The sequence below is a fragment of the Bacteroides fragilis genome (assembly GCF_019583405.1).
Lineage (GTDB): Bacteria > Bacteroidota > Bacteroidia > Bacteroidales > Bacteroidaceae > Bacteroides > Bacteroides fragilis_B.
This window is the reverse complement of sequence record NZ_SZUU01000006.1, coordinates 168,020-190,116: the sequence shown is the minus strand read 5'-3', so window position 1 is coordinate 190,116 and position 22,097 is coordinate 168,020. Positions and strand designations below refer to the sequence as shown.

Annotated in this window: 18 protein-coding genes and 1 tRNA gene; 8 read left to right on the top strand and 11 right to left on the bottom strand. The window is 43.3% G+C overall.

Annotation, left to right across the window (positions count from 1 at the left end):
• Positions 1-19: 19 nt before the first annotated feature.
• Both FDF36_RS14445 and FDF36_RS14440 read left to right on the top strand, forming a co-directional pair.
• Positions 20-988 carry a M23 family metallopeptidase gene (locus FDF36_RS14445; RefSeq protein ID WP_005818329.1) on the top strand — a complete coding sequence of 323 codons (969 nt, stop codon included), beginning with the start codon at positions 20-22 and terminating at the stop codon, positions 986-988.
• Between the two features lie 13 nt (positions 989-1,001).
• Positions 1,002-1,367 carry a MerR family transcriptional regulator gene (locus FDF36_RS14440; protein ID WP_220391803.1) on the top strand — a complete coding sequence of 122 codons (366 nt, stop codon included), beginning with the start codon at positions 1,002-1,004 and terminating at the stop codon, positions 1,365-1,367.
• A gap of 48 nt (positions 1,368-1,415) precedes the next feature.
• Here the strand turns inward: FDF36_RS14440 and FDF36_RS14435 are convergent, their stop codons facing one another.
• From FDF36_RS14435 to FDF36_RS14415, 5 genes are all read right to left on the bottom strand, one after another.
• A complete protein-coding gene (locus FDF36_RS14435) occupies positions 1,416-3,662 on the bottom strand; it encodes a RelA/SpoT family protein (RefSeq protein ID WP_220391802.1) in 2,247 nt (748 codons plus the stop codon).
• A gap of 68 nt (positions 3,663-3,730) precedes the next feature.
• Complete coding sequence (locus FDF36_RS14430) at positions 3,731-5,029, bottom strand: lytic transglycosylase domain-containing protein (protein ID WP_220391801.1); 1,299 nt, start codon at positions 5,027-5,029, stop codon at positions 3,731-3,733.
• 24 nt (positions 5,030-5,053) lie between these two features.
• A complete protein-coding gene (locus FDF36_RS14425; RefSeq protein WP_032537221.1) occupies positions 5,054-5,923 on the bottom strand; it encodes a DUF5683 domain-containing protein in 870 nt (289 codons plus the stop codon).
• A complete protein-coding gene (locus tag FDF36_RS14420; RefSeq protein WP_220391800.1) occupies positions 5,924-6,814 on the bottom strand; it encodes a ParB/RepB/Spo0J family partition protein in 891 nt (296 codons plus the stop codon). It abuts the gene before it with no gap.
• An 8-nt stretch (positions 6,815-6,822) separates the two neighbouring features.
• Positions 6,823-7,590 (bottom strand): ParA family protein, encoded by a 768-nt coding sequence (locus FDF36_RS14415; RefSeq protein ID WP_005784850.1) that lies wholly within the window; start codon positions 7,588-7,590, stop codon positions 6,823-6,825.
• 504 nt (positions 7,591-8,094) lie between these two features.
• Between FDF36_RS14415 and surE the strand changes: the two genes are divergently transcribed.
• The 3 genes from surE (at position 8,095) to FDF36_RS14400 (ending at position 10,821) form a co-directional block, all read left to right on the top strand.
• Positions 8,095-8,862, top strand: coding sequence for a 5'/3'-nucleotidase SurE (gene surE, locus FDF36_RS14410; protein ID WP_005775478.1), 768 nt, complete (start codon positions 8,095-8,097; stop codon positions 8,860-8,862).
• Positions 8,859-9,992, top strand: coding sequence for a lipid-A-disaccharide synthase (gene lpxB / locus FDF36_RS14405; protein WP_220391799.1), 1,134 nt, complete (start codon positions 8,859-8,861; stop codon positions 9,990-9,992). Before surE ends, lpxB begins: the two co-directional genes overlap by 4 nt.
• An 88-nt stretch (positions 9,993-10,080) precedes the next feature.
• Positions 10,081-10,821, top strand: a complete 741-nt coding sequence (locus tag FDF36_RS14400; protein WP_220391798.1) for a NigD1/NigD2 family lipoprotein — start codon at positions 10,081-10,083, stop codon at positions 10,819-10,821.
• Between the two features lie 108 nt (positions 10,822-10,929).
• Here the strand turns inward: FDF36_RS14400 and FDF36_RS14395 are convergent, their stop codons facing one another.
• The 3 genes from FDF36_RS14395 to rsfS are packed head-to-tail and all read right to left on the bottom strand — an operon-like array spanning position 10,930 to position 14,181.
• Positions 10,930-11,769, bottom strand: coding sequence for a phosphatidate cytidylyltransferase (locus FDF36_RS14395; RefSeq protein ID WP_220391797.1), 840 nt, complete (start codon positions 11,767-11,769; stop codon positions 10,930-10,932).
• Positions 11,770-11,784: 15 nt separating this feature from the next.
• Complete coding sequence (gene ftsH / locus FDF36_RS14390) at positions 11,785-13,812, bottom strand: ATP-dependent zinc metalloprotease FtsH (RefSeq protein ID WP_475647110.1); 2,028 nt, start codon at positions 13,810-13,812, stop codon at positions 11,785-11,787.
• Between the two features lie 9 nt (positions 13,813-13,821).
• A complete protein-coding gene (gene rsfS / locus FDF36_RS14385; RefSeq protein ID WP_122130277.1) occupies positions 13,822-14,181 on the bottom strand; it encodes a ribosome silencing factor in 360 nt (119 codons plus the stop codon).
• A gap of 302 nt (positions 14,182-14,483) precedes the next feature.
• Between rsfS and FDF36_RS14380 the strand changes: the two genes are divergently transcribed.
• Positions 14,484-14,554: transfer RNA gene (locus tag FDF36_RS14380), tRNA-Gln, on the top strand.
• 190 nt (positions 14,555-14,744) lie between these two features.
• On the opposite strand, the gene FDF36_RS14375 is transcribed toward FDF36_RS14380, so the two are convergent.
• The 3 genes from FDF36_RS14375 to rsmA all read right to left on the bottom strand — a co-directional run bounded on the left by FDF36_RS14375 (position 14,745) and on the right by rsmA (position 18,971).
• Complete coding sequence (locus tag FDF36_RS14375; protein WP_220391796.1) at positions 14,745-16,595, bottom strand: DUF349 domain-containing protein; 1,851 nt, start codon at positions 16,593-16,595, stop codon at positions 14,745-14,747.
• 118 nt (positions 16,596-16,713) lie between these two features.
• Positions 16,714-18,054 (bottom strand): magnesium transporter, encoded by a 1,341-nt coding sequence (gene mgtE / locus FDF36_RS14370; protein WP_122130275.1) that lies wholly within the window; start codon positions 18,052-18,054, stop codon positions 16,714-16,716.
• Between the two features lie 74 nt (positions 18,055-18,128).
• Positions 18,129-18,971, bottom strand: a complete 843-nt coding sequence (rsmA, locus tag FDF36_RS14365; RefSeq protein ID WP_122130274.1) for a 16S rRNA (adenine(1518)-N(6)/adenine(1519)-N(6))-dimethyltransferase RsmA — start codon at positions 18,969-18,971, stop codon at positions 18,129-18,131.
• 70 nt (positions 18,972-19,041) lie between these two features.
• Here rsmA and FDF36_RS14360 point away from each other — a divergent pair, with 70 nt between their 5' ends.
• Positions 19,042-20,022 carry a lysylphosphatidylglycerol synthase transmembrane domain-containing protein gene (locus tag FDF36_RS14360; RefSeq protein WP_220391795.1) on the top strand — a complete coding sequence of 327 codons (981 nt, stop codon included), beginning with the start codon at positions 19,042-19,044 and terminating at the stop codon, positions 20,020-20,022.
• Positions 20,023-20,225: 203 nt separating this feature from the next.
• A complete protein-coding gene (locus FDF36_RS14355) occupies positions 20,226-21,683 on the top strand; it encodes an aminoacyl-histidine dipeptidase (protein ID WP_220391794.1) in 1,458 nt (485 codons plus the stop codon).
• The last annotated feature ends 414 nt before the right edge of the window (positions 21,684-22,097 follow it).

Sequence of the window (22,097 nt, the reverse complement as noted above, 5' to 3'; positions counted from 1 at the left end):
CAAGCGAAATATTTATAAGATGCGCAAAGTTTACTACATCTATAATCCGCAAACGCAGACTTATGACCGGATTTATCCGACTGTCCGACAACGGGCGCTGAGCATTCTCCGCCGTCTTTTTATAGGAATGGGACTGGGAGCCGGCAGTTTCATCATTCTGTTACTGATTTTCGGTTCTCCCTCGGAGAAGGAGTTGCGGAAAGAAAATAGCCAACTCTTGGCGCAATATAACGTACTCTCTCGTCGTCTTGACGAGGCGATGGGGGTGCTTCAGGATATCCAGCAGCGTGATGATAACCTCTATAGAGTGATTTTTATGGCCGATCCTGTTTCACAGGCTATTCGTCAGGCCGGTTATGGTGGTACGAACCGTTACGAACAACTGATGGATATGGCTAACTCAAAGTTGGTGATCAACACTACCCAAAAGATGGATGTACTGAGTAAACAGCTTTATATCCAGTCCAAGTCATTTGACGATGTAGTGGCAATGTGTAAAAATCATGATCAGATGCTGAAGTGTATTCCCGCCATCCAGCCTATATCCAATAAGGACCTTCGGAAGACAGCCTCCGGCTATGGGACACGGATTGATCCCATCTACGGAACAACGAAGTTTCATGCCGGCATGGACTTCTCGGCACATCCGGGTACGGACGTGTATGCCACGGGTGATGGTACGGTTGTGAAAATGGGATGGGAGACCGGTTATGGCAATACTGTTGAGATTGACCATGGCTTCGGATATCGTACCCGCTATGCCCATTTGCAGGAGTTTCGTACAAAACTGGGCAAAAAGGTTGTGCGTGGTGAAGTTATAGCCGGGGTAGGAAGTACGGGAAAGAGTACCGGTCCGCATTTGCATTACGAAGTGCACGTTAAAGGACAGGTGGTCAATCCGGTGAACTATTACTTTATGGATTTGAGTGCGGAAGATTATGAACGGATGATTCAGATTGCCGCCAACCACGGTAAAGTATTTGACTAAAAGAGAAGAAATCATGCAAAATACGGAGAGAGACCTGAAATTATATTACTCTATCAGTGAAGTTGCCCAAATGTTTGATGTCAACGAGTCGTTGCTTCGCTTCTGGGAAAAGGAGTTCCCGCAGATATCTCCAAAGAAAGGGAGTCGTGGCGTGCGCCAGTATAGGAAAGAGGATGTGGAAACCATTCGCCTGATCTATCATTTGGTGAAAGAAAGAGGAATGACTCTGCCCGGAGCTCGCCAGAAACTGAAAGATAACAGGGAAGCGACGATCCGGAATTTTGAAATTATCGACCGTTTGAAGCAGATTCGTCAAGAGTTGGTTGGAATGAGGGATGCTTTGGATGGGTTTTCAACAAGACGGGAAGAGGAGCAATGAGTGGCTGTTTAAGCACTCATTGCTCCTCTTCCCGTTATTTATTGTTTGTTAGTTTTCTACACGTGTCACCGACTTTATATTCGGAATCTTGCGCAGGTTGTTGCAAATAGCTTTTACATCTTCCACATCGTGCACATACAATTGGACCTTTCCTTCGAAAATGCCATCGTCGGTTTCCATATTCAACTTTCGGATATTTACACTCAACTGGCGTGAAATAACTTGTGTGATTTCATTCAATAGGCCTACATTATCTATCCCTTTAATATAAATATATACGAGGAACGAAAGTTTTTTGTGCGTATCCCATTCAGTGGCAATGATACGGTTGCCATAACTGCTTTTTAACTTAGCCGCTACCGGACATTGGCGTTTATGGATGATGATGCGGTCGTTTTCATCCATATATCCCAGTACGTCGTCACCGGGGATGGGATGACAACATTCGGCCATGATATATTTCTTTTGCAGGGCATCTTCCGTCAGTTTAAGAATCTGTTTGGTATTAATCTTCTCTTTTTCTTGCGGTTCTTTTTCTTCCTGCTGTTTGTCTTTATTGTTGTTGCCAAAAGAGAAAGTCAGATACTTCATCCAGTTACTGCTTTGCTTCTCCTTCAGTTCATTCTTGTCGGTGTCTCCCAATACGATGGTTTTGTTGCCGATGGCTACATGGAATTCTTCTTCATTCTTCATGTTATGCAGTTTGCATAACTTCTCGATGACAGCTGCTTCCGGACGGACCTCCTCTTTCTTAAAGAATTCGTTCAACAATTCTTCTCCTTCTTTCTGGAAGGTTTTCCGTTCTTTACGCAGAATAGCTGCAATCTTTGCCCTTGCCCTTGCAGTAGTGGCAAATACTTCCCATTGTGGCTGTACACGTTGCGACTTGGATGTCAGTATCTCCACCTGATCTCCACTTTGTAATTTATGGCTTAGGGGCACCAGTTTATGATTGACTTTGGCGCCGATGCAATGGCTTCCTATATCTGTGTGCAGGGAGAATGCAAAATCCAGCGCAGTAGAGTTCTGTGGCATGGTTTTAAGCTCTCCTTTCGGAGTGAAGACAAAAATCTCCGAAGCAAATAAATTCAATTTGATTGTATCGAGGAAGTCGATGGCATCCGGTTGCGGATCGTCGAGTATTTCTTTAATAGTACGCAGCCACTTTTCCAATTCACCTTCATCTTCGCTGCCTCCTCCTTCTTTATATTTCCAGTGGGCGGCAAATCCTTGTTCGGCCACATCGTTCATCCGTTCGCTACGTATCTGGACCTCGATCCATTGTCCGTTGTTTCCCATCAAGGTGACATGTAGTGCCTGGTATCCATTGGCTTTCGGGTGGCTCACCCAGTCGCGCAGGCGGTCGGGGTGGGGTTTATAGATTTTAGAGATTGAAACATAGATGTCAAAACAATCATTCAGTTCCTCCTCCATATTGCGTGGTTCGAAGATAATTCGTACAGCCAGCAGGTCATAAATTTCTTCAAAGGGAACATGCTTGGTTTGCATTTTGTTCCAGATGGAGTAGATTGATTTCACGCGTGCCAGGATACGGTATTTTAGCCCCATCTTATCCAGTTGCTCGCGTATCGGGGCGGTGAATTCATTAAATACCTTGTCACGTTCGGCCGCTGTTGCGTTCAGCTTTTCTTCAATTTCCTGATATTCTTCAGGATGTTCATATTTGAAACTGAGGTTTTCCAGCTCTGTTTTGATCTTATACAGTCCCAGGCGGTTGGCAAGAGGTGCATAAATATACAATGTTTCGCCTGCGATCTTATACTGTTTGTTGGGTAACATAGAGCCGAGGGTACGCATGTTGTGCAGACGGTCGGCTATTTTGATCAAGATCACCCGGATGTCATCGGACATGGTGAGCAGGAGCTTTTTAAAGTTCTCTGCCTGTGCCGAAGCGCGGTCACCAAAGATACCTCCGGAAATTTTAGTTAGCCCGTCGACAATTTGTGCGATTTTAGCTCCGAAAATGTTTTCGATATCTTCTACCGTATAGTCAGTGTCTTCTACGACATCGTGCAAAAGGGCAGCACAAATGGAAGTCGAACCAAGCCCGATTTCGTTACATACGATTTTTGCGACGGCAATGGGGTGCATGATATAAGGCTCCCCGGAGCGTCGTTTGATGCCTTTATGTGCCTGATTGGCAAAATTAAAGGCCTTGGTTATAATCTCAATACGTTTACGGTGCTTGGTAGCAAGATAATCGTTCAGCAATTCTTGAAAAGCTTGTTCAATCATTTGCTCTTCAGCTATTTCTTTCTGGTTCTCAGTGTCCATAATTTAGTCCTTTCGTTCCTTTTCTGCAAAAATAATCAAATTTAAACATCAGGCAAGCGAAAGGGGATTTATTTGTATATTTTCAAACGTTTTCCTGCGGAAATGTTAGTTCCCCGCAGTCCGTTCCAACTTTGAAGATCTTTTACGCGTACACCATATTTTGCTGCAATAGCTCCCAAGGTGTCTCCATTTTTGATTTTATAATATGTAGGTGTACCATTGCCTGCTTTGGCAGAGCTACCTTTCCTTCTGGAAGCAGGACTGTCATTTTTAATGGCTACTGTACGTCGGTTTTTGAATAATTCGTCGGCACGGTGGGCGTAAATAGTGTCCTGGCGATCGATGAACGAACTTACGGCGTTTTGTGGAAGGCGCAAAGTATAAGGTTTGCTTTCACCCGGAATTATCTCTTTTTTGTATTGTGGATTGAGACTTCTGATTTGATCCATCGGAACATTGCACAAGTCGGCAATCTGTTGGAAGTGAAGGTTTTTGTTTACCTGAATCGTATCGGTGCTTTCCGGAATATCGGTTTCCATCGGACAGATATTATGATCGCAGTAATAGGTCATTACATAGTTGGCTGCTATAAATGCCGGTACATATCCTCTTGTTTCTTTGGGCAAGTAGTTATAGATGCTCCAATAATCGGTTTCTCCTCCTGCACGGCGGATGGCTTTGTTGATGGTGCCCGGTCCGCAATTGTATGCTGCGATCACAAGATTCCAGTCATGATAAATATCATATAGATCTTTCAGGTAGCGTGCTGCTGCCCAAGTTGCCTTTATCGGGTCACGACGGTCGTCCACCAGGCTGTTCGATTCCAGCCCGTACATTTTGCCGGTTCCTATCATGAACTGCCACAAACCTCCTGCACCTGCGCGTGATACTGCCGACGGGTTCAGAGCCGATTCGATGATAGGTAAATACTTCAGTTCCAATGGCAGATTATACGCATCGAGAGCTTCTTCGAAGATAGGCATGTAGAAGTTGCAGGCACTCAGCATAAAAGATACCTGATTTCGCAGGCGGCCGGCATACATATCGATGAACTTACGTACGATTTCGTTGTATGGCATCTCCATTATGGTCGGCATGCGCGATAAGCGGTCGATATATACGGAGTCACTGAACAACGGATTGATTTCCGCCGTACTGCAATCTTTTCCTAAGTCAATGTAGTTTTTGGCTTTCCAGTCGTTGAGCAGACTATCGAGGGGATAAGTCATACTTTTCGGAAGCTCGATGCTTTCCTGGCGTTCTTTGCCGTTGTCGCGAATCACTACGTCTACACTCTGTGCGTTTACCTTTGGGGTGGCAAACAAAAACAATAAAATCAGGGGGCAATAGTTTGCTAATTTCTTCATTCTTATTTGTTCAATCTTCATGGGTTAAAATCTGAGGCTGCATTGCACGCCTACCGACTTACTGCCGGGTTGTAACGGGTTATTATTTATAATAGTAGGTTCCACCCTCATGCTTAGGTCGGGTGATATGTCGAAATTGGATAACTCCGCGTCTACATAGGCGTCGATAACGGAAATCAGATATACGCCGATGACAGCGAATATACTGAGGTCACGATAGCGGCGGTACGTATCTTTCCGTTTGCGGAGTATATCTTTCAGCTGGGTATCGGTGTAATTGTGATTCGGCGGAAGTAAATCCTGATAGCTGTTCGTATTTGGATTATTGTCCATAATATCCATATAAGCCTGAGCATAGTCCTTATACATTTTCCCGTTCCAGCTTAATGCATAGGCGCATCCGGCGAATCCACCATATATAATAGGTAGTTTCCAGTATTTGCGGTTATATATCTGTCCGCCACCCGGAAATACGATGGCATACCAGGTTGCTTTCGTCGGGTTAGGTACGAACATTTTTTTAGGCATGATGGGAGGCGGCAGGCTATCTGTCTTTACGACTGACGGAATGACAGGTGTTTCTATCTTTTCCAGGTTCTGCCGGTTGACTTCCTCGAGGCTGTCTGCCGTAACAATGGCGGGTTTCCGGTTTTCCAAACTGTCTATCGGCGGGAGGATAACCGCTTTATCCACTTTCACACTGTCGGCGACCGGCGAAGAAACCACCGGTTCACGATGGCGGCGTGCCCGTGCTTTAGGAGCCTCGCGGACCGGAGAGATGGAATCCTGGACTGTTTTTACAGGCTCCTGTGCATACACATCAATCCCTGCTACCTGAAAGAAACAGAGAAGCAGGGCAATGTATAGCTGATATGTTTTACTTTTTTTCGTCATTTATTTCTTCAGTGAGTCGAAGATTTCCATGATACGTTCCAGTTCCTCTTCATTACTAAAAGGAATACTGATCTTCCCTTTGCCCTTTTCAGAGCAAGTCAGTTGTACCTTGGTGTTAAAGAATCCCGATAGGTGTTGTTTCAGCATGTTGAATTCCTCGGGCAGTTTGGCCCGCTTCGGGGTAATCTTTTTGGTTCCGCTCTTCACGGCTTCTCCTTCGCTCAGTGATTTTACTATTTCTTCTACTTTGCGGACAGAGTATCCGTGTTCCAGAATTTCTTCGAAAATTTTAACTTGTAGTTTCGGGTCGCCCAGTGTGATCAATGCCCGGGCATGTCCCATGTCTATCTGTTTGTTCTGCAATGCCATTTGTATCGGTGCAGGCAATTTGAGCAGACGCAGATAGTTGGCAATGGTTGTGCGTTTCTTGCCGACACGTTCACTCAACCGTTCCTGTGTCAGGTCATATTGCTCTATCAAGTGTTGGTAAGCCAGTGCGATTTCTACCGAATTAAGATCCTCGCGCTGTATATTTTCTATCAGCGCCATCTCCATCACGTTTTCATCATCGGCTGTGCGGATGTATGCAGGAATCGTGTCCAGTCCGGCTTTCTGTGAAGCGCGGTAGCGACGTTCCCCGGCAATGATCTGGTACTCGTCGTCCGAGACTTTGCGCAGGGTGATGGGTTGGATAATTCCTATTTCCCTGATCGAATCGGCCAACTCTTCCAGTGCAGTTTCATCAAATTCGCGACGTGGCTGGTTGGGGTTGACGGAGATTTTCGACAGTTCTATTCCGTTAATAGACGAAGAACCTTCGGTTTTCACCTCCTCCATGGAGAGCAGGGCGTCGAGCCCGCGGCCTAATGCATTTCTTCTTTGTGTTGCCATATCTTCGTTTATTTACTATTTCTGCTTATTAGTTCCTTAGCCAGTGCCAGGTGATTTTTTGCTCCGGTAGATTCTGCATCATATAAGATGGTGGGCAGTCCGTAACTGGGTGCTTCACTGAGCTTCACGTTGCGCTGGATGACGGTTTTGAACACCAGTTCCTGAAAGTGGCGTTTCACTTCGTCATAGATTTGGTTGGCTTGGCGCAGGCGTGAGTCGTACATCGTCAGCAGGAAGCCTTCTATTTCGAGTGCCGGGTTCAGTTTTGATTTGATGATCTTGATGGTATTCAGCAGTTTGCTGATTCCCTCAAGGGCAAAATATTCCGCTTGTACGGGGATAATCACCGAGTCTGCTGCCGTCAGGGCGTTGATTGTGATCAATCCCAGTGAAGGAGAACAGTCTATCAAAATATAATCATACTCTTCCTTTAACGGGGTCAGCACTTCTTTCAGTATCTTTTCGCGGTTTTTGAGATTTAGCATTTCAATTTCGGCGCCTACCAGATTGATGTGCGATGAAATGACTTTCAGCGAATCAATTTCAGTGTCATGAATAGCGTCCTGTACGTTGGCTCTGTCGATAATGCATTCGTAGATAGTACATTCGGATTGCTTGATGTCGACTCCCAATCCGGAAGAGGCATTTGCCTGTGGGTCTGCATCAACAACCAGTACTTTCTTTTCAAGCGTAGCCAGCGAAGCTGCGAGGTTAATCGTAGTCGTTGTTTTTCCTACACCACCTTTTTGATTGGCCAAAGCAATTATTTTTCCCATATTATCTAAATTTATTGGCAGCGAAATAAGTGATAAATCCTCAGAGCGCCTACTAAAAAATAGAAACTTTGCTTAATCTGTTGATAAGTTACCTGTTTTGTTAATAACTGCCAGGCGAGATACGGGCATTTTTTCTCTTTTTAGCTCGCAAATATACGTATTAAAATTGAATATCAATTCCTTTTTTTACTCACTTGCAGAAGATTAAGATTTGTAAACGGGTAGTCTGCATGGCTAACCATCAGATGGTTTCAAGACTTCCATTAAGAGTTAGCTGATAAAACATCCCCATGTTTTTGATAACAAGATCCCCATGTTGTATCTAACAACATCCGGATGTTATTGTGAAGAACATCCGGATGTTTTCCACTCTTGCTTCTTATCTGTTGTGAGTACAATATTAATAGACCTTCGCTTTCCTATTTGGTTCTGTTGTCGATACAAGTTCTTTTTGCTACTTTTGTGCATTTCGAAAACATAAAATAATAGATAAGGTAAGATTGTATGGAAAATAAAAGGCCTTTGATCCTCGTTTCCAATGACGACGGTATTATGGCAAAAGGTATTAGCGAACTGATTAAATTTCTTCGTCCGCTGGGCGAAATCGTAGTGATGGCTCCTGACGCTCCCCGTTCCGGCAGTGGATGTGCATTGACGGTGACACAGCCGGTGCATTATCAGTTATTAAAGAAAGATGTGGGGTTGACTGTTTATAAGTGTTCCGGTACGCCGGCCGATTGTATAAAACTGGCACGAAATCAGATACTTGACCGTGAACCCGATCTGGTTGTCGGTGGGATTAATCATGGTGACAATTCTGCTACCAATGTACACTACTCCGGCACGATGGGGGTTGTAATCGAAGGTTGCCTTAACGGAATTCCTTCTATCGGGTTTTCTATTTGTGACCATGCCCCCGGAGCTGATTTTGATGCTGCAGGACCTTATGTGCGGAAAATAGCGGCAATGGTTCTTGAGAAGGGACTTCCGCCACTGACTTGCCTCAATGTGAATTTTCCCAATACTCCGGAACTGAAGGGAGTGAAAATCTGCGAACAGGCCAAAGGGCACTGGAGCGGAGAGTGGCAGGCCTGTCCACGGAGAGACGATACGAATTATTATTGGCTGACCGGAGAATTTATCGATCACGAACCGGAGAACGAGAAGAACGATCATTGGGCGTTGGCCAACGGATATGTAGCCATCACACCGACGGTAGTGGATATGACTGCTTATCATTTTATGGACGAATTGAAATCCTGGGAATTATGAAATACTATCTGATTGTTGGCGAAGCCTCGGGCGATTTGCATGCTTCTCACTTGATGGCTGCACTGAAAGAGGAGGATCCGCGGGCTGAATTCCGTTTCTTTGGCGGTGATATGATGGCTGCTGTAGGAGGAACGATGGTGAAGCATTATAAGGAGCTGGCTTACATGGGCTTTATTCCTGTATTGCTGCATCTGCGAACTATCTTTGCCAACATGAAGAGATGTAAGGAGGACATCGTGGCATGGTCGCCGGATGTTGTTATTTTGGTGGATTATCCGGGCTTTAATCTCGATATTGCCAAGTTTGTGCATGCGAAAACGAAGATTCCGGTTTACTACTATATTTCTCCCAAGATTTGGGCATGGAAAGAATATCGCATCAAAAATATAAGAAGAGATGTAGATGAGCTTTTCTCCATTCTCTCTTTTGAGGTTGAGTTCTTTGAGGGGCATCAATACCCGATTCATTACGTTGGTAATCCGACGGTGGATGAAGTTACCGCTTTCAAGGCTGCAAATCCGGAAACATTTGCCGATTTTATCAGTGATAATGAGTTAGCGGATAAGCCTATCATTGCTTTGCTTGCCGGAAGCCGGAAACAGGAGATTAAGGATAATCTCCCCGATATGATCCGGGCAGCCTCGGCTTTTCCAGATCATCAGCTTGTGCTGGCTGCCGCTCCCGGCATTTCTCCGGAATATTATGCTGAATTTGTAAAAGGGACAAATCTGCAAGTAATCTTTGGCCGGACTTACCGCTTGCTTCAACAGGCGGATGTCGCTTTGGTGACATCCGGAACTGCCACTCTTGAGACGGCACTTTTCCGCGTACCACAAGTGGTTTGCTATCATACTCCTGTAGGGAAGCTGGTGTCTTTCCTCCGGAAACATATCTTGAAGGTGAAGTTTATCTCGTTGGTCAACTTGATTGCCGGACGGGAAGTAGTCAGGGAATTGGTGGCTGATACGATGACGGTGGAGAATATGCGGAACGAGCTGAAACGTTTGTTGTTTCAGGAAGACTACCGACGGAAAATGTTGGATGGCTATGAAGAAATGGCACGATTGCTCGGACCGGCAGGGGCCCCGAGGCATGCTGCCCGCGAAATGGTGAAATTGCTTAAAAAATAGTTTTTTATTCAATAATAGGACAGAAGCCGGTGCAGTAAATGCCCGGTTTTTTTATTTATAAGGTAAAAGGAATAAACTAAAAATAGATATGAAAAGAGTTAAACTACTTTGGGTGGCAATGCTGATGCTGATACTGCCGGCATTGCAGTCGTGTGATGACGGTAGCGGTTATTCATTGGGCGATATAGCAAGAGACTGGGCTACAGTCCGGGTAGTCGGTGGCGATACTTATGCACTGAATGCCGACCACTGGGGAAGTCTTTGGCCTGCTGCGACCGCGATTCCGGGCTATAGGCCGATAGACGGACAGCGTGTGATTACTTATTTCAATCCTCTTTATGATAATTATGGAGGATACGATCATGGGGTAAAAGTAGAGTGTAACTATGACGTCCTGACCAAACAAATAGAGGACCTGACTGCCGACAATGAAGCGGAAATAGGCAATGACCCTGTTCTTGTATATAAAGATATGATGTGGATTGGAGGCGGATATCTGAACATCATTTTTCGCCAGTGCTTACCGGCCAAAGAAAAACATCGCTTCAGTCTGGTTCGCGATACGCGAAACATGGCTAAAGATGGTGATGACGGGTATATCCATTTGGAATATCGTTATAATACGTATGGTGATGTGACTAAGCGTTGTTTAAACGGTGCGGTATCTTTTAATTTGAATTCGTTGGATCTGACCGGGAAGAAAGGCATTAAAGTGAAACTGAATTCTGTTGAAAACGGAGACGTTGAGGTGGTCTTTGATGTAAAAGAACAGTCGATACCCGAGGGTGCAAAGAATATAGAGCTTTCAAACGAAGTTCAGGTAATGTAAAAAGGGTGAGTTGTAAATAACGGGCTACAAACGGAAGTTTCGCTATATTCTGCGGGATGCTTTACGTTTGTAGCCCGTTTTTATTTGCGGCTATTATTTTTTTCGATTTTAGAATAGGGTCAGTGCATATAAGTAGATAACTCCTGCCGGTATGGCCATAAGCGAACTGTCGAAGCGGTCGAGCATACCACCGTGTCCCGGCAAAATGCTTCCCGAATCTTTAATTTGCAATTGACGTTTCAGAAGTGACTCTGTTAAGTCTCCCCAAGTTCCGAAAATAACAACGACCAGTGCCAATCCGGCCCACTCAGTCCAAGTCATGACCGGAAAGAAATAGGCAAATGCAAACGAAGCGGCAATGGCTACGACACCGCCACCAATAGAACCTTCCCATGACTTTTTCGGAGAAATACGTTCGAATAAACGATGCTTGCCAAACAGAGAGCCAAAGCAGTAGGCGCCCGTATCATTCAGCCATAGAAATACAAATATGGAAAGCGGTAATATCGGATTATAAGAGACGCTGGTTGTTTCCGGATCATTTTGGAAAGCAAGTACATTCAGTAAAGCAAAAGGGAGAGCGATATACACTTGGCTCAACATGGAATAAGCCCAGTTCAGTACCGGATTCTTTTTCTTAAGGTATAGTTCGCTTACCATCAGGTAAATGAGCAATACCAGATAAGGAATGAATATTTTGGAATCGGCAGCATCGATACAGAATCCCATGAGAGCAAGAAACAGATAAGCCCCTCCCAGCATGGTGATGGTCCGGTTGATGGCTACTTCCCCCGATTGATTGACAAGATGGCCGAACTCACGTATGGTCAAAGCACTGACAATAACGAAAAGTGTCCCGAAAGCCAGTGGATCGTACAGTATACAACCCACTATGATGGCTACAAATAATATTCCTGTTATGGCGCGTTGTAAAAAGTTGTTCTTCAAGGTGCTGTTACGTTTTTAGTTTTGTGATGCCGCCGGTTCTTGTTGCGTATTATCTTCTTGCGACTCTGTTGCTTGTGGAGTATCGGTATCTTCTCCATCCGTAGAGTGGGCGGTATTTTCTTGTTTGCTATTGGCTGCCATGATCTCTTCCGAACGGGAAGCCCAAGGACGTTTACCGAAGATACGTTCTACGTCTTCGGCAAAGATCACTTCTTTATCGATCAGTAGCTGCGCCAATTCGTTGTGCTGCTCTTTGTGTTCCGAGAGGATTTGTTTGGCACGTTCATATTGTTCGTTAACCATTCTTTTCACCTCTTCGTCAATCAGTTCGGCAGTCTTTTCGCTATACGGACGTTGGAACGAATACTCATCATTATTATAATAGCATAAGTTCGGCAACTTTTCACTCATTCCCAGGTAGGCGATCATGCCATAAGCCTGTTTGGTCACACGTTCAAGGTCATTGGCAGCTCCACTGGATACGCGGCCAATGAAGATATCTTCTGCTGCGCGTCCTCCCAGAGTGGCACACATCTCATCGAGCATTTGCTCTTTGGTGGTAATTTGCCTTTCTTCCGGCAGATACCATGCAGCTCCCAATGCGCGTCCACGAGGAACGATGGTTACCTTAATCAATGGGTTGGCATATTCCAATAACCAAGAGATGCTTGCGTGTCCGGCTTCATGCAAAGCAATAGAGCGGCGTTCGGCTTCCGTGGTGATTTTGGTTTTCTTTTCAAGTCCACCGATGATACGGTCTACAGCATCCAGAAAATCCTGTTTGCCTACGAATTTCTTTCCATGTCGTGCAGCTATCAGGGCTGCTTCGTTGCATACGTTTGCAATGTCAGCTCCCGAAAATCCGGGGGTCTGGCGGGCAAGCAGATCTACATCTACTGTATCGTCTATCTTGATGGGTCGCAAATGCACACCAAATACTTCCTTACGTTCGTTGAGATCCGGTAAATCTACATGGATTTGCCGGTCGAATCGTCCGGCACGGAGTAATGCTTTATCGAGTACATCCACACGGTTAGTGGCTGCCAGAATAATAACACCGCTGTTTGAGCCGAAACCGTCCATTTCAGTTAGCAGCTGGTTCAACGTGTTCTCACGTTCGTCATTGCCGCCCATCGCAGGATTCTTGCCGCGGGCACGTCCTACGGCATCAATCTCATCGATGAAAACAATACAGGGAGCCTTTTCCTTAGCCTGTTTGAAAAGGTCGCGTACGCGGGATGCACCTACACCGACAAACATTTCAACGAAATCGGAACCTGCCAAAGAGAAGAAAGGTACATTGGCCTCACCGGCTACAGCCTTTGCAAGCAATGTTTTACCTGTTCCCGGAGGGCCTACCAGCAAGGCGCCTTTAGGAATCTTACCTCCCAAATCCGTATATTTCTGGGGCTCTTTCAGGAATTCGACAATCTCTTCTATTTCTTGTTTGGCTTCTGCCAGTCCGGCTACATCTTTAAATGTCACTTTGATGGATCCACCTTTCTCAAAAAGCTGTGCTTTCGATTTTCCTACGTTGAATACGCCACCTGCTCCACCACTGGCACCACTGCCCATGCGGCGCATGAAGAATATCCACAAGGCGATCAGAAAGACAATAGGCAGCACATTCCAAAGTATTGCGCTGAAATAGTCTTTCTTCTTATCATAGCTGACAGAGCCGTCAAAATGTGTTTCTTCTTTCTCCTTTTGCAGGAAGTTATCCAGATTTTCGCGTGAAGGAGCTTCGGTGGTAATCATCGGATTCCGGCCTACACGTGTAGAATCTTGTTTGAATACAGCTCCTACATACTGTGGTTTAATATAAATTTCAACTGAGTTATCATCATAGCCAATCACTTTACTGACATACCCGTCACGTACGTATTGCTGGAATTCATCGTAAGAGATGTTCTTGTTAACAGAACTGTTTCCGTTAGCGAAATACAGCCCTAAAAGCATCAGGGCGATAATCATATACATCCAGTTCAGGTTGAACTTGGGCATATTTACTTTATTGTTGGTTTTCTTGCTGTTATTGTCCATACTGATAGATTAATCAATGTCGGGAATAGTAATTAGCTTGGCATCTGCCCATAGGTGTTCCAAATTATAAAAGTTTCTGGCCTCCGGCAGGAATACGTGTACTAATACGTCAGAAAAGTCCATAGCGACCCACTCTGCATTTCGTTGTCCGTCGATGGCAGAGGGTTTAGTGCCGGCACCTTTTCGGGTAAATTCTTTTATGGAATCTACGATGGCAACGACCTGGCTGGGGGAGTTCCCCTGACAGATTACAAAGTATTTGCATATCGTGTCGTCAATGTTTGTCAGATCTGCTATGACAATGTTTTTACCTTTTTTTTCTTGTATACCTTCGGTTATCTTTTCTATTAATACTTTCGTTTCGTTCATTTATAGGTTGAAATTAAATAATCAATGTTTAGTTTCTGTTTATAACAAGGAAGGGGTATTCTTTGTTTTCCTGTCATAAACGTGATATTTTTTACAAATATACGCTGATTTATTGTATCAAGGAAAGTTATCTGCTAAATCTATTTCATTTTTTGTTTTTTTTTAGGGATGCATCTATTTGGAATCTGGTGTATTAGATATTTTTTTGCAAAAAAAGAGCGAAAAGTGTTTGTGATTAAAAAAAACTTTGTACCTTTGCAACCGCAAACGAGAAACAAAGGATGTAGATCGTTAAGCAGCATTGGGCTATGGTGTAATGGTAACACTACAGATTCTGGTCCTGTCATTTCTGGTTCGAGTCCAGATAGCCCAACATATTATCCTTATAAACAAGTGAAACCCCTCTAAAACCGTAGTTTTAGGGGGATTTTTTTTGTCCGGTTAGGCCTATCCGATGAAAGTTGACAGCTATTCGGTGACATTCTCGGTGACAGAGAAAAAAGCGAATCAAAGGGGCTTATGCTCTCAGATTCGCTTTACATAAAACTTAAAATTATTTTCTTTTATTCTTCTTTGATTGATTCATCAATTACCTTTATTTTCTGCAATACTAATTCCAGATCAGCTTTGAGTTTTTCTACCTTACGGTTGATTTCGGTCAAAAGGCTGTTTCCCTTTTTGGAAGAGGTAGTGAGGAAGCCCAAGTTGTTTTCATAGGTCTGGAGCTCATTTTTCATATTCTCGTACGTGCGAACCAATTTTTCACGTTCACGGTAAAGAGATTGCGAACCTCCACTTTGAATATTACCGATAGAAGATTTGAAATTACTCAGTTTCTTGTTCGATGCGCTGATATTGAATCGGTCGAAAAGCTGGTCAATCAAACCATGATATTGCTTATAAAGTCTATCTTTCTCTTTGAAAGGAACATGGCCGATGTTATTCCATTCTTTCATCAATTCACGAACTTCTTTGCTTGCTTCATCAGCGTCTGTTGTTTCGTCAATTGAGGTTAATTGGGCTATGATTGCTTTTTTCTTTTCCAGGTTTTCTTGTTCTACAGAACGTTGGGAAGAGGTGGCTTTGCCCTTTTGTTCAAAGAAGTAATCACATGCAGTGATGAAACGTTTCCAGACTGCATCCGAATATTTTTTGGAAACAGGACCGATTGTTTTCCATTCTTTTTGTAGTTTAGTCAGGATTTCGGCTGTTTCTTTCCAATCGGTACTATCTTTCAGTGTCTCTGCCTTTTCGCATAATGCTTTTTTCTTTTCCAGATTGGCATTCATGCCCTCTTTCAGAGATTTGAAAAATTCTCCTTTCTTCTTGAAGAACTCATCGCAAGCTTTACGGAAACGCTCAAAGATCTTCACGTTCATTTTTTGTGGAGCGAAACCGATTGTTTTCCATTTGTTTTGCAGGGCGATTACTTCTTGCGTCTTAGTTTCCCATGCAGCAAATGTTTTCAGTTGATCGAATTCGATTGCTTCTACTATTTCGCAAATAACTGTTTTCTGATCCAGATTATGTTGTTCGCTCTCTTTTAGCGCTTCAAAATGTTGCTGATGGCGACGATTAACAGCCGTAGAGGCTGCTTTGAAGCGGTTCCATATTTCGTCACGCAATTCTTTGGCAACCGGGCCGGTATCGCGGAACTCTTGATGTAGTTTCTGTAATTGATGGAAAGCGGAGACTACATCTTGTTCGTCAGCCAGTTTCTCTGCAGCCTCACAAAGGTGTGTCTTGATTTCCAAGTTCTTCTTGAAATCATATTCCCTGAATTCATTATTCAGTTTTAATATATCGTAGAACTTCTCGACATACAGTTGATAATTCTTCCACAACTCGTTTACTTTAGCCTGTGGTACCAGCTTTACTTCATTCCACTGTTGCTGTAGCTTTTTAAATTCATTGTAGGATTTATTGGCGTCATCGGGTGATTCCACCAGTTCTTTTAATTCTTCGATAATCGACAGCTTGACCTGAAGATTCTCTTCTTTCTGTTTTTCAATCTCAGCAGCCAAAGCACTTCTCTTCTCTTTGATAGCTGCCATTAAATTTTTGAATTCTTCTTCTACGCCGTTAGGCTGTGCAATAAATTCATCTTCGGCACCACCATTTTCTACGAATAACTTTTTCGCAGCCTCGAGTTCGGCATTATGAATTTTATAGAAAGTCTGCTTCAAACCATCCAGTTCCTGTTTACTTGCATTTTCAGCATCTTGGGCAACTTCTTTTAATCGGGACAACACTTCTTCTTTTGTGTTCAGTTTTGAACCTGATTCGGTTGATTTTTCAGCAATCGTTTCTTCAGCCGGAGTTTCTGTAATCTCTTCAGAAACCTCAACTGCTTTTTTTTCTTCTTCTAATTCCCCTTGTTTTAAAGGTTGGTTAGTGTCATGAGAGTCCATCATTGTATATTCGTTTTTAGGAAAACAGGATTTGTCTTTAAATCCATTAGGTCACAAATTAATGAAATAAAATGATTACTTCATACTATTTTCCTTTATTTTTTTTCATTATAGCCGTTTTTTACGATAATAACACCGTAATTCCCATGTACATCATCATACCAATGATGTCATTTGTTATGGCAATAAACGGTCCTGTAGCTATGGCAGGATCTATTTTCATCTTTTCCAGCGTCATTGGAACCAGAGTACCGAAGATGGAGGCAAACATCACTACTGAAAACAGGCTGATGGATACCGAATAAGTAACAGTGGCCGTCGCACCGAAACGAATGAAATTATAGGTATATACCAGTAAAGAGATGATTGTGGCATTAATCAAGGCAACTACAGCTTCTTTGCTGACTTGCTTGAACGTGTTTTTAGCATCGAGAGAACTATTTGCCAAGCCTTGTACGACGAGTGCCGATGATTGAGTTCCCACATTTCCACCCGTACCTCCAATTAACGGTATGTAAAGAGCCATCTCGGGATGTGCGGCGAAAGTAGAATCAAAATTACCCAATATCATAGAGTTACCTATGCCACCAATCATACCGATTAATAGCCAGGGCAAGCGGGCTGTAGTCTGACGAAGTACATTGTCGTCTGTTTCTACATCCTGCGAGAGACCGGATGCCAATTGATAGTCGCGCTCCGATTGTTCACGAACCTCGTCCATGACATCGTCGACGGTAATCTGTCCTACCAGCCGGCCGATGCTGTCGAGAACGGGGATAGCAACCAAGTCATACTTTTCGATAATTTGTGCCACTTCATCGATAGGTGTATCTGCGTGTACGGAGATTGGGTCTTTCTGCATCACATGTTTTACTTTGGATACAGAGGGTGACGTAATCATCTTTTTCAGTGGAAATATTCCGCGAAGACGTTCGTCATCGTCTATCACGTATACATAATAGATATCATCAAGTTCTTCTGCCTGTTGACGCATTTCTTTCAGACATTCGGGCATACTCCAGTTTTCGTTGACGGTCACCATTTCCGTACCCATCAAACCACCGGCGGTATTTTCGTCATATTTCAGCAGGTCGACAATGTCTCCTGCCTGTTCGATGTCTTCAATGTGCGAAAGTACCTCTTCCTGCTTGTCTTCATCCAGTTCGCGCATCAAATCTACGGCATCGTCCGTATCCATATAGTCAACGAAACGTTTGGCAATGGTTTCTGATGGCAGGATGTCAAGAAACTCTTTACGAACATCCTCGTCCATTTCTACAAGTACGTCCGCGGCAGTTTCATTATCAAGTAATCGATAGACGAAGCGGGCTTCTTCCGGATTCAATTCGTTACATAACTCTGCTATATCGGCAGGGTGTAGATCGATAAGAAGCTCTTTTACTTTATCGGCATCTTTTTCTCCGATAAGTTCTTTTACGTTGTCAATGTATTCTTCGTTCATAATTGCATCCTTACCTGCTTCCTGTAAATCGAGGAAGACACGTTTAGTATACTACGTTTCCTAACTATGTTTGTTCAGTCCGATAATCCGGCTTCCCGATTTTGGCTTTCTTTTGGAGAAGTTGTTTTTATCGGAGATTTCAGTGCTTGCTCCACCTGGTTTGTCAGGTCTATAAACTCCTGTACCGAGAGTTGCTCAGGACGTTTGTTGAATAGAACGTCTTCTGTCAACGGGCAATCTTTACCCAAGATCGGTTTGATGGAGTTTCGTAATGTCTTTCGACGCTGGTTGAAAGTTGTTTTCACTACCTGTTTGAATAGTTTCGGATCACAACCAAGATCTTGTACTTCGTTGCGTGTCATTCGTATGACTGCACTCTTCACTTTTGGAGGTGGATTGAACACATGTTCACTTACAGTGAAAAGATATTCTACATGATACCAGGCTTGTATCAGAACGCTGAGAATGCCATACGTTTTACTGCCCGGCCCGGCCGCAATGCGTTCGGCTACTTCTTTTTGGATCATTCCTGTACAGCAAGGAATCAAGTCTTTGTTATCCAACATTTTGAAAAATATCTGGCTGGATATGTTATATGGATAGTTTCCGGTTAATACGAACGGATGTCCGTCAAATAAACGTTGCAGGTTCATTTTCAGGAAGTCATCCTCAATGATGTTGTCTTCCAATGACGGATAGGCTTCTCGCAAATAGGCTACTGATTCGTAGTCTACCTCTACAACTTTTACCAACCGTTCTTTTTTAACAAGAAACTGAGTGAGCACACCCATTCCCGGTCCAACTTCCAAAATCGGTAAATCGGGGAATGTATCTACTGTATCGGCAATGTCCTGTGCCACTTTCAGGTCTTTCAGGAAGTGTTGTCCGAGAAACTTTTTAGGCTTTACTAATTTCATTTATCAACTAAATAACTACTTTTGCAGTTGACAAAGGTAATTCTTTTAAATGAAGAATAAAGAATTAGGGATGAAGAAACTAATAAAAAAGGCGCTGAAACTTATCTTACCATTGGTTTTGGGAGGCTTTATCTTATATTGGGTCTATCGTGACTTCGATTTTGTAAAAGCCGCGGAGGTTTTGCAACACGGCACAAACTGGTGGTGGATGGCTTTTTCACTTCTTTTCGGCATATCGGCACAAGTGTTTCGTGGTTGGCGTTGGCGTCAGACGCTGGAACCTTTGGGAGTATTTCCCCGAAGAAGGGATTGTGTTGACGCCATTTTTATTTCGTATGCAGCCAGTTTGGTGGTGCCGCGGGTAGGAGAAGTGAGCCGGTGTGGGATACTTGCAAAATACGATGATGTTTCCTTTGCTAAATCTTTAGGTACTGTGGTAACCGAACGTCTGGTAGATACACTGACTATTCTTTTGATTACCGGTGTCACGGTTTTGTTGCAAATGCCTGTATTTGTCACCTTTCTTGAACAAACCGGTACGAAGATTCCTTCATTGATGCATTTACTTACGTCTGTTTGGTTCTATATTATTCTGTTTTGTGGAATCGGGGTTGTTGTGCTATTTTATTATCTGGTTCGTACCCTTTCTTTTTTCGAAAAAGTGAAAGGAGTTGTACTGAATGTTTGTGAAGGCATTATGTCACTGCGGAATGTGAAAAATCTTCCGCTTTTTCTGCTTTATAGCTTTTTGATTTGGCTCAGCTATTTTCTCCATTTTTATTTTACTTTCTATTGTTTTGCTTTTACGGCACATTTGGGACTGCTTGCTGCATTGGTCATGTTTGTCGGAGGAACATTTGCCGTAATTGTTCCTACTCCGAATGGGGCCGGTCCGTGGCATTTTGCAGTGATCACCATGATGATGCTTTATGGGGTAAATGCGACAGATGCCGGAATATTTGCATTGATCGTCCACGGCATTCAAACCTTATTGGTCGTTTTATTAGGCATTTACGGGTTGGCGGCTATCTCCTTTCTCCGACGAAAATAATATTTGCTGATAACAATTGTGTTTCAGGAAATGCGCTTTGCTGACTTAAAACAATATGTGTGTTATTGCTATACATATTTAATCTGTAAATCCGGTTTTTGAACTTTTTTTATTTGAATTTCTTTCGGTAATTCTTTCTTTTCCATTCTTTTTAGTAGCTTTGACCTTTAGAAATTGATTTAAAACCTATAAATAATTCATTTATGAGCACAATTCTTGATTTAGCTCCACAAAATGTGTGGAAACACTTCTATTCTTTGACACAGATTCCGCGTCCGTCGGGACATATGGAAAAAATAACCGGGTTTCTGGTAAATTTTGGTAAAGGTCTCGGTCTGGAAACCTTTGTAGACGATGCCGGCAATGTGATTATCCGTAAACCTGCTACTCCGGGGATGGAAAATAGAAAAGGAGTAATCCTTCAGGCACATATGGATATGGTACCACAGAAAAACAATGATACTGTTCACGATTTTGAGAAAGATCCGATTGAAACTTATATAGATGGTGAATGGGTGAAAGCTAAAGGTACTACACTTGGAGCCGATAATGGTTTGGGAGTAGCTGCTATCATGGCTGTTCTTGAAGATCAGAATCTGAAACACGGACCGTTGGAAGCTTTGATTACAAAGGATGAAGAAACAGGCATGTTTGGTGCTTTTGGTCTGAAACCGGGTACTGTGAATGGAGAAATACTGCTAAATCTCGATTCTGAAGACGAAGGTGAACTTTACATCGGCTGTGCCGGTGGTATGGACGTTACCGCATCTCTTGAGTATAAGGAAGTGGCTCCGGAAGATGGTGATATTGCCATTAAGGTAAGCTTGAAAGGTCTTCGTGGCGGTCATTCCGGACTGGAAATCAATCAGGGACGTGCCAATGCCAACAAATTACTGGTACGTTTTGTGCGTGAAGCTGTAGCAAGTTATGAAGCTCGTCTGGCAACTTGGGAAGGTGGAAATATGCGTAATGCCATTCCTCGTGAAGCCCATGCAGTAGTAACTATCCCCGCTGAAAATGAAGAAGAACTATTGGGTTTAGTGAAGTATTGCGAAGATATTTTCAATGAAGAGTATAAAGCAATCGAAACTCCTATCAGCTTCACTGCCGAGCGGGTAGAACTGCCTGCAGGAGAAGTACCTGAAGAGATTCAGGATAATCTGATCGATGCTATTTTTGCTTGTCAGAATGGTGTGATGCGAATGATTCCTGCAATTCCCGATACAGTAGAAACCTCTTCAAATCTGGCAATCATTAATATTGGTGGTGGAAAAGCTTCTTTCAAGATTCTGGCACGTAGTTCCAGCGACAGCATGAAAGAATGTCTGACTACCAGCCTTGAATGTTGCTTTTCTATGGCGGGTATGAAAGTGGAGATGACGGGAGGATATTCCGGATGGCAACCCGACATCGATTCTCCGATTCTGCATGCAATGAAAGAATCTTATAAAAAGCAGTTTGGTACAGAGCCGGAAGTGAAAGTTATTCATGCCGGGTTGGAATGCGGTATCATTGGGGCTATTATTTCTGGACTGGATATGATTTCATTTGGTCCTACACTACGTTCACCGCACTCTCCTGATGAAAGAGCCTTGATTCCGACTGTGCAGAAATTCTATGATTTTCTGGTTGCTACATTAGAACAAACACCGATTAAATAAAGGTTCATCTGCGAATATACGAATGAGAGGCAAGCGTTACAAGCGTTTGCCTCTCTTCTTTTTTAAAGATCTCTTCTTGTTTTCCTGTTTCATGACGACTTGTCATCCGAATGCAGAATTGTCAATGGCAACCTGCCTTTCTGACTTTATTTATGTCCGGTTTTGTCATATGATTGCCAATAGAAACCGGTTTTCTTGATGTATATCAAGAAATATGTTTTAAAACACATTTTTCTTCCTTTTTTGAGTACAACGTACCTATTTAGGTCTTATTTTTGTGCTGTAAAACATAAGAATTAGGATAACATAGTTTTTAGGTAACAGTTTTTTTAGGTAAAAAGATTATGAAGATTGTAAGAAGTTTATTAAAGAATTTGGCAAATGCCAATCCTAACATCTGGGGATATGTAACGC

Bases quoted from the DNA above. Each gene is read 5' to 3' on its own strand.
- FDF36_RS14445 (WP_005818329.1), top strand. From the start codon at position 20: ATGCGCAAAGTTTACTACATCTATAATCCGCAAACGCAGACTTATGAC.
- FDF36_RS14440 (WP_220391803.1), top strand. From the start codon at position 1,002: ATGCAAAATACGGAGAGAGACCTGAAATTATATTACTCTATCAGTGAA.
- FDF36_RS14435 (WP_220391802.1), bottom strand. From the start codon at position 3,662: ATGGACACTGAGAACCAGAAAGAAATAGCTGAAGAGCAAATGATTGAA.
- FDF36_RS14430 (WP_220391801.1), bottom strand. From the start codon at position 5,029: ATGAAGAAATTAGCAAACTATTGCCCCCTGATTTTATTGTTTTTGTTT.
- FDF36_RS14425 (WP_032537221.1), bottom strand. From the start codon at position 5,923: ATGACGAAAAAAAGTAAAACATATCAGCTATACATTGCCCTGCTTCTC.
- FDF36_RS14420 (WP_220391800.1), bottom strand. From the start codon at position 6,814: ATGGCAACACAAAGAAGAAATGCATTAGGCCGCGGGCTCGACGCCCTG.
- FDF36_RS14415 (WP_005784850.1), bottom strand. From the start codon at position 7,590: ATGGGAAAAATAATTGCTTTGGCCAATCAAAAAGGTGGTGTAGGAAAA.
- surE (WP_005775478.1), top strand. From the start codon at position 8,095: ATGGAAAATAAAAGGCCTTTGATCCTCGTTTCCAATGACGACGGTATT.
- lpxB (WP_220391799.1), top strand. From the start codon at position 8,859: ATGAAATACTATCTGATTGTTGGCGAAGCCTCGGGCGATTTGCATGCT.
- FDF36_RS14400 (WP_220391798.1), top strand. From the start codon at position 10,081: ATGAAAAGAGTTAAACTACTTTGGGTGGCAATGCTGATGCTGATACTG.
- ftsH (WP_475647110.1), bottom strand. From the start codon at position 13,812: ATGGACAATAACAGCAAGAAAACCAACAATAAAGTAAATATGCCCAAG.
- rsfS (WP_122130277.1), bottom strand. From the start codon at position 14,181: ATGAACGAAACGAAAGTATTAATAGAAAAGATAACCGAAGGTATACAA.
- FDF36_RS14375 (WP_220391796.1), bottom strand. From the start codon at position 16,595: ATGATGGACTCTCATGACACTAACCAACCTTTAAAACAAGGGGAATTA.
- mgtE (WP_122130275.1), bottom strand. From the start codon at position 18,054: ATGAACGAAGAATACATTGACAACGTAAAAGAACTTATCGGAGAAAAA.
- rsmA (WP_122130274.1), bottom strand. From the start codon at position 18,971: ATGAAATTAGTAAAGCCTAAAAAGTTTCTCGGACAACACTTCCTGAAA.
- FDF36_RS14360 (WP_220391795.1), top strand. From the start codon at position 19,042: ATGAAGAAACTAATAAAAAAGGCGCTGAAACTTATCTTACCATTGGTT.
- FDF36_RS14355 (WP_220391794.1), top strand. From the start codon at position 20,226: ATGAGCACAATTCTTGATTTAGCTCCACAAAATGTGTGGAAACACTTC.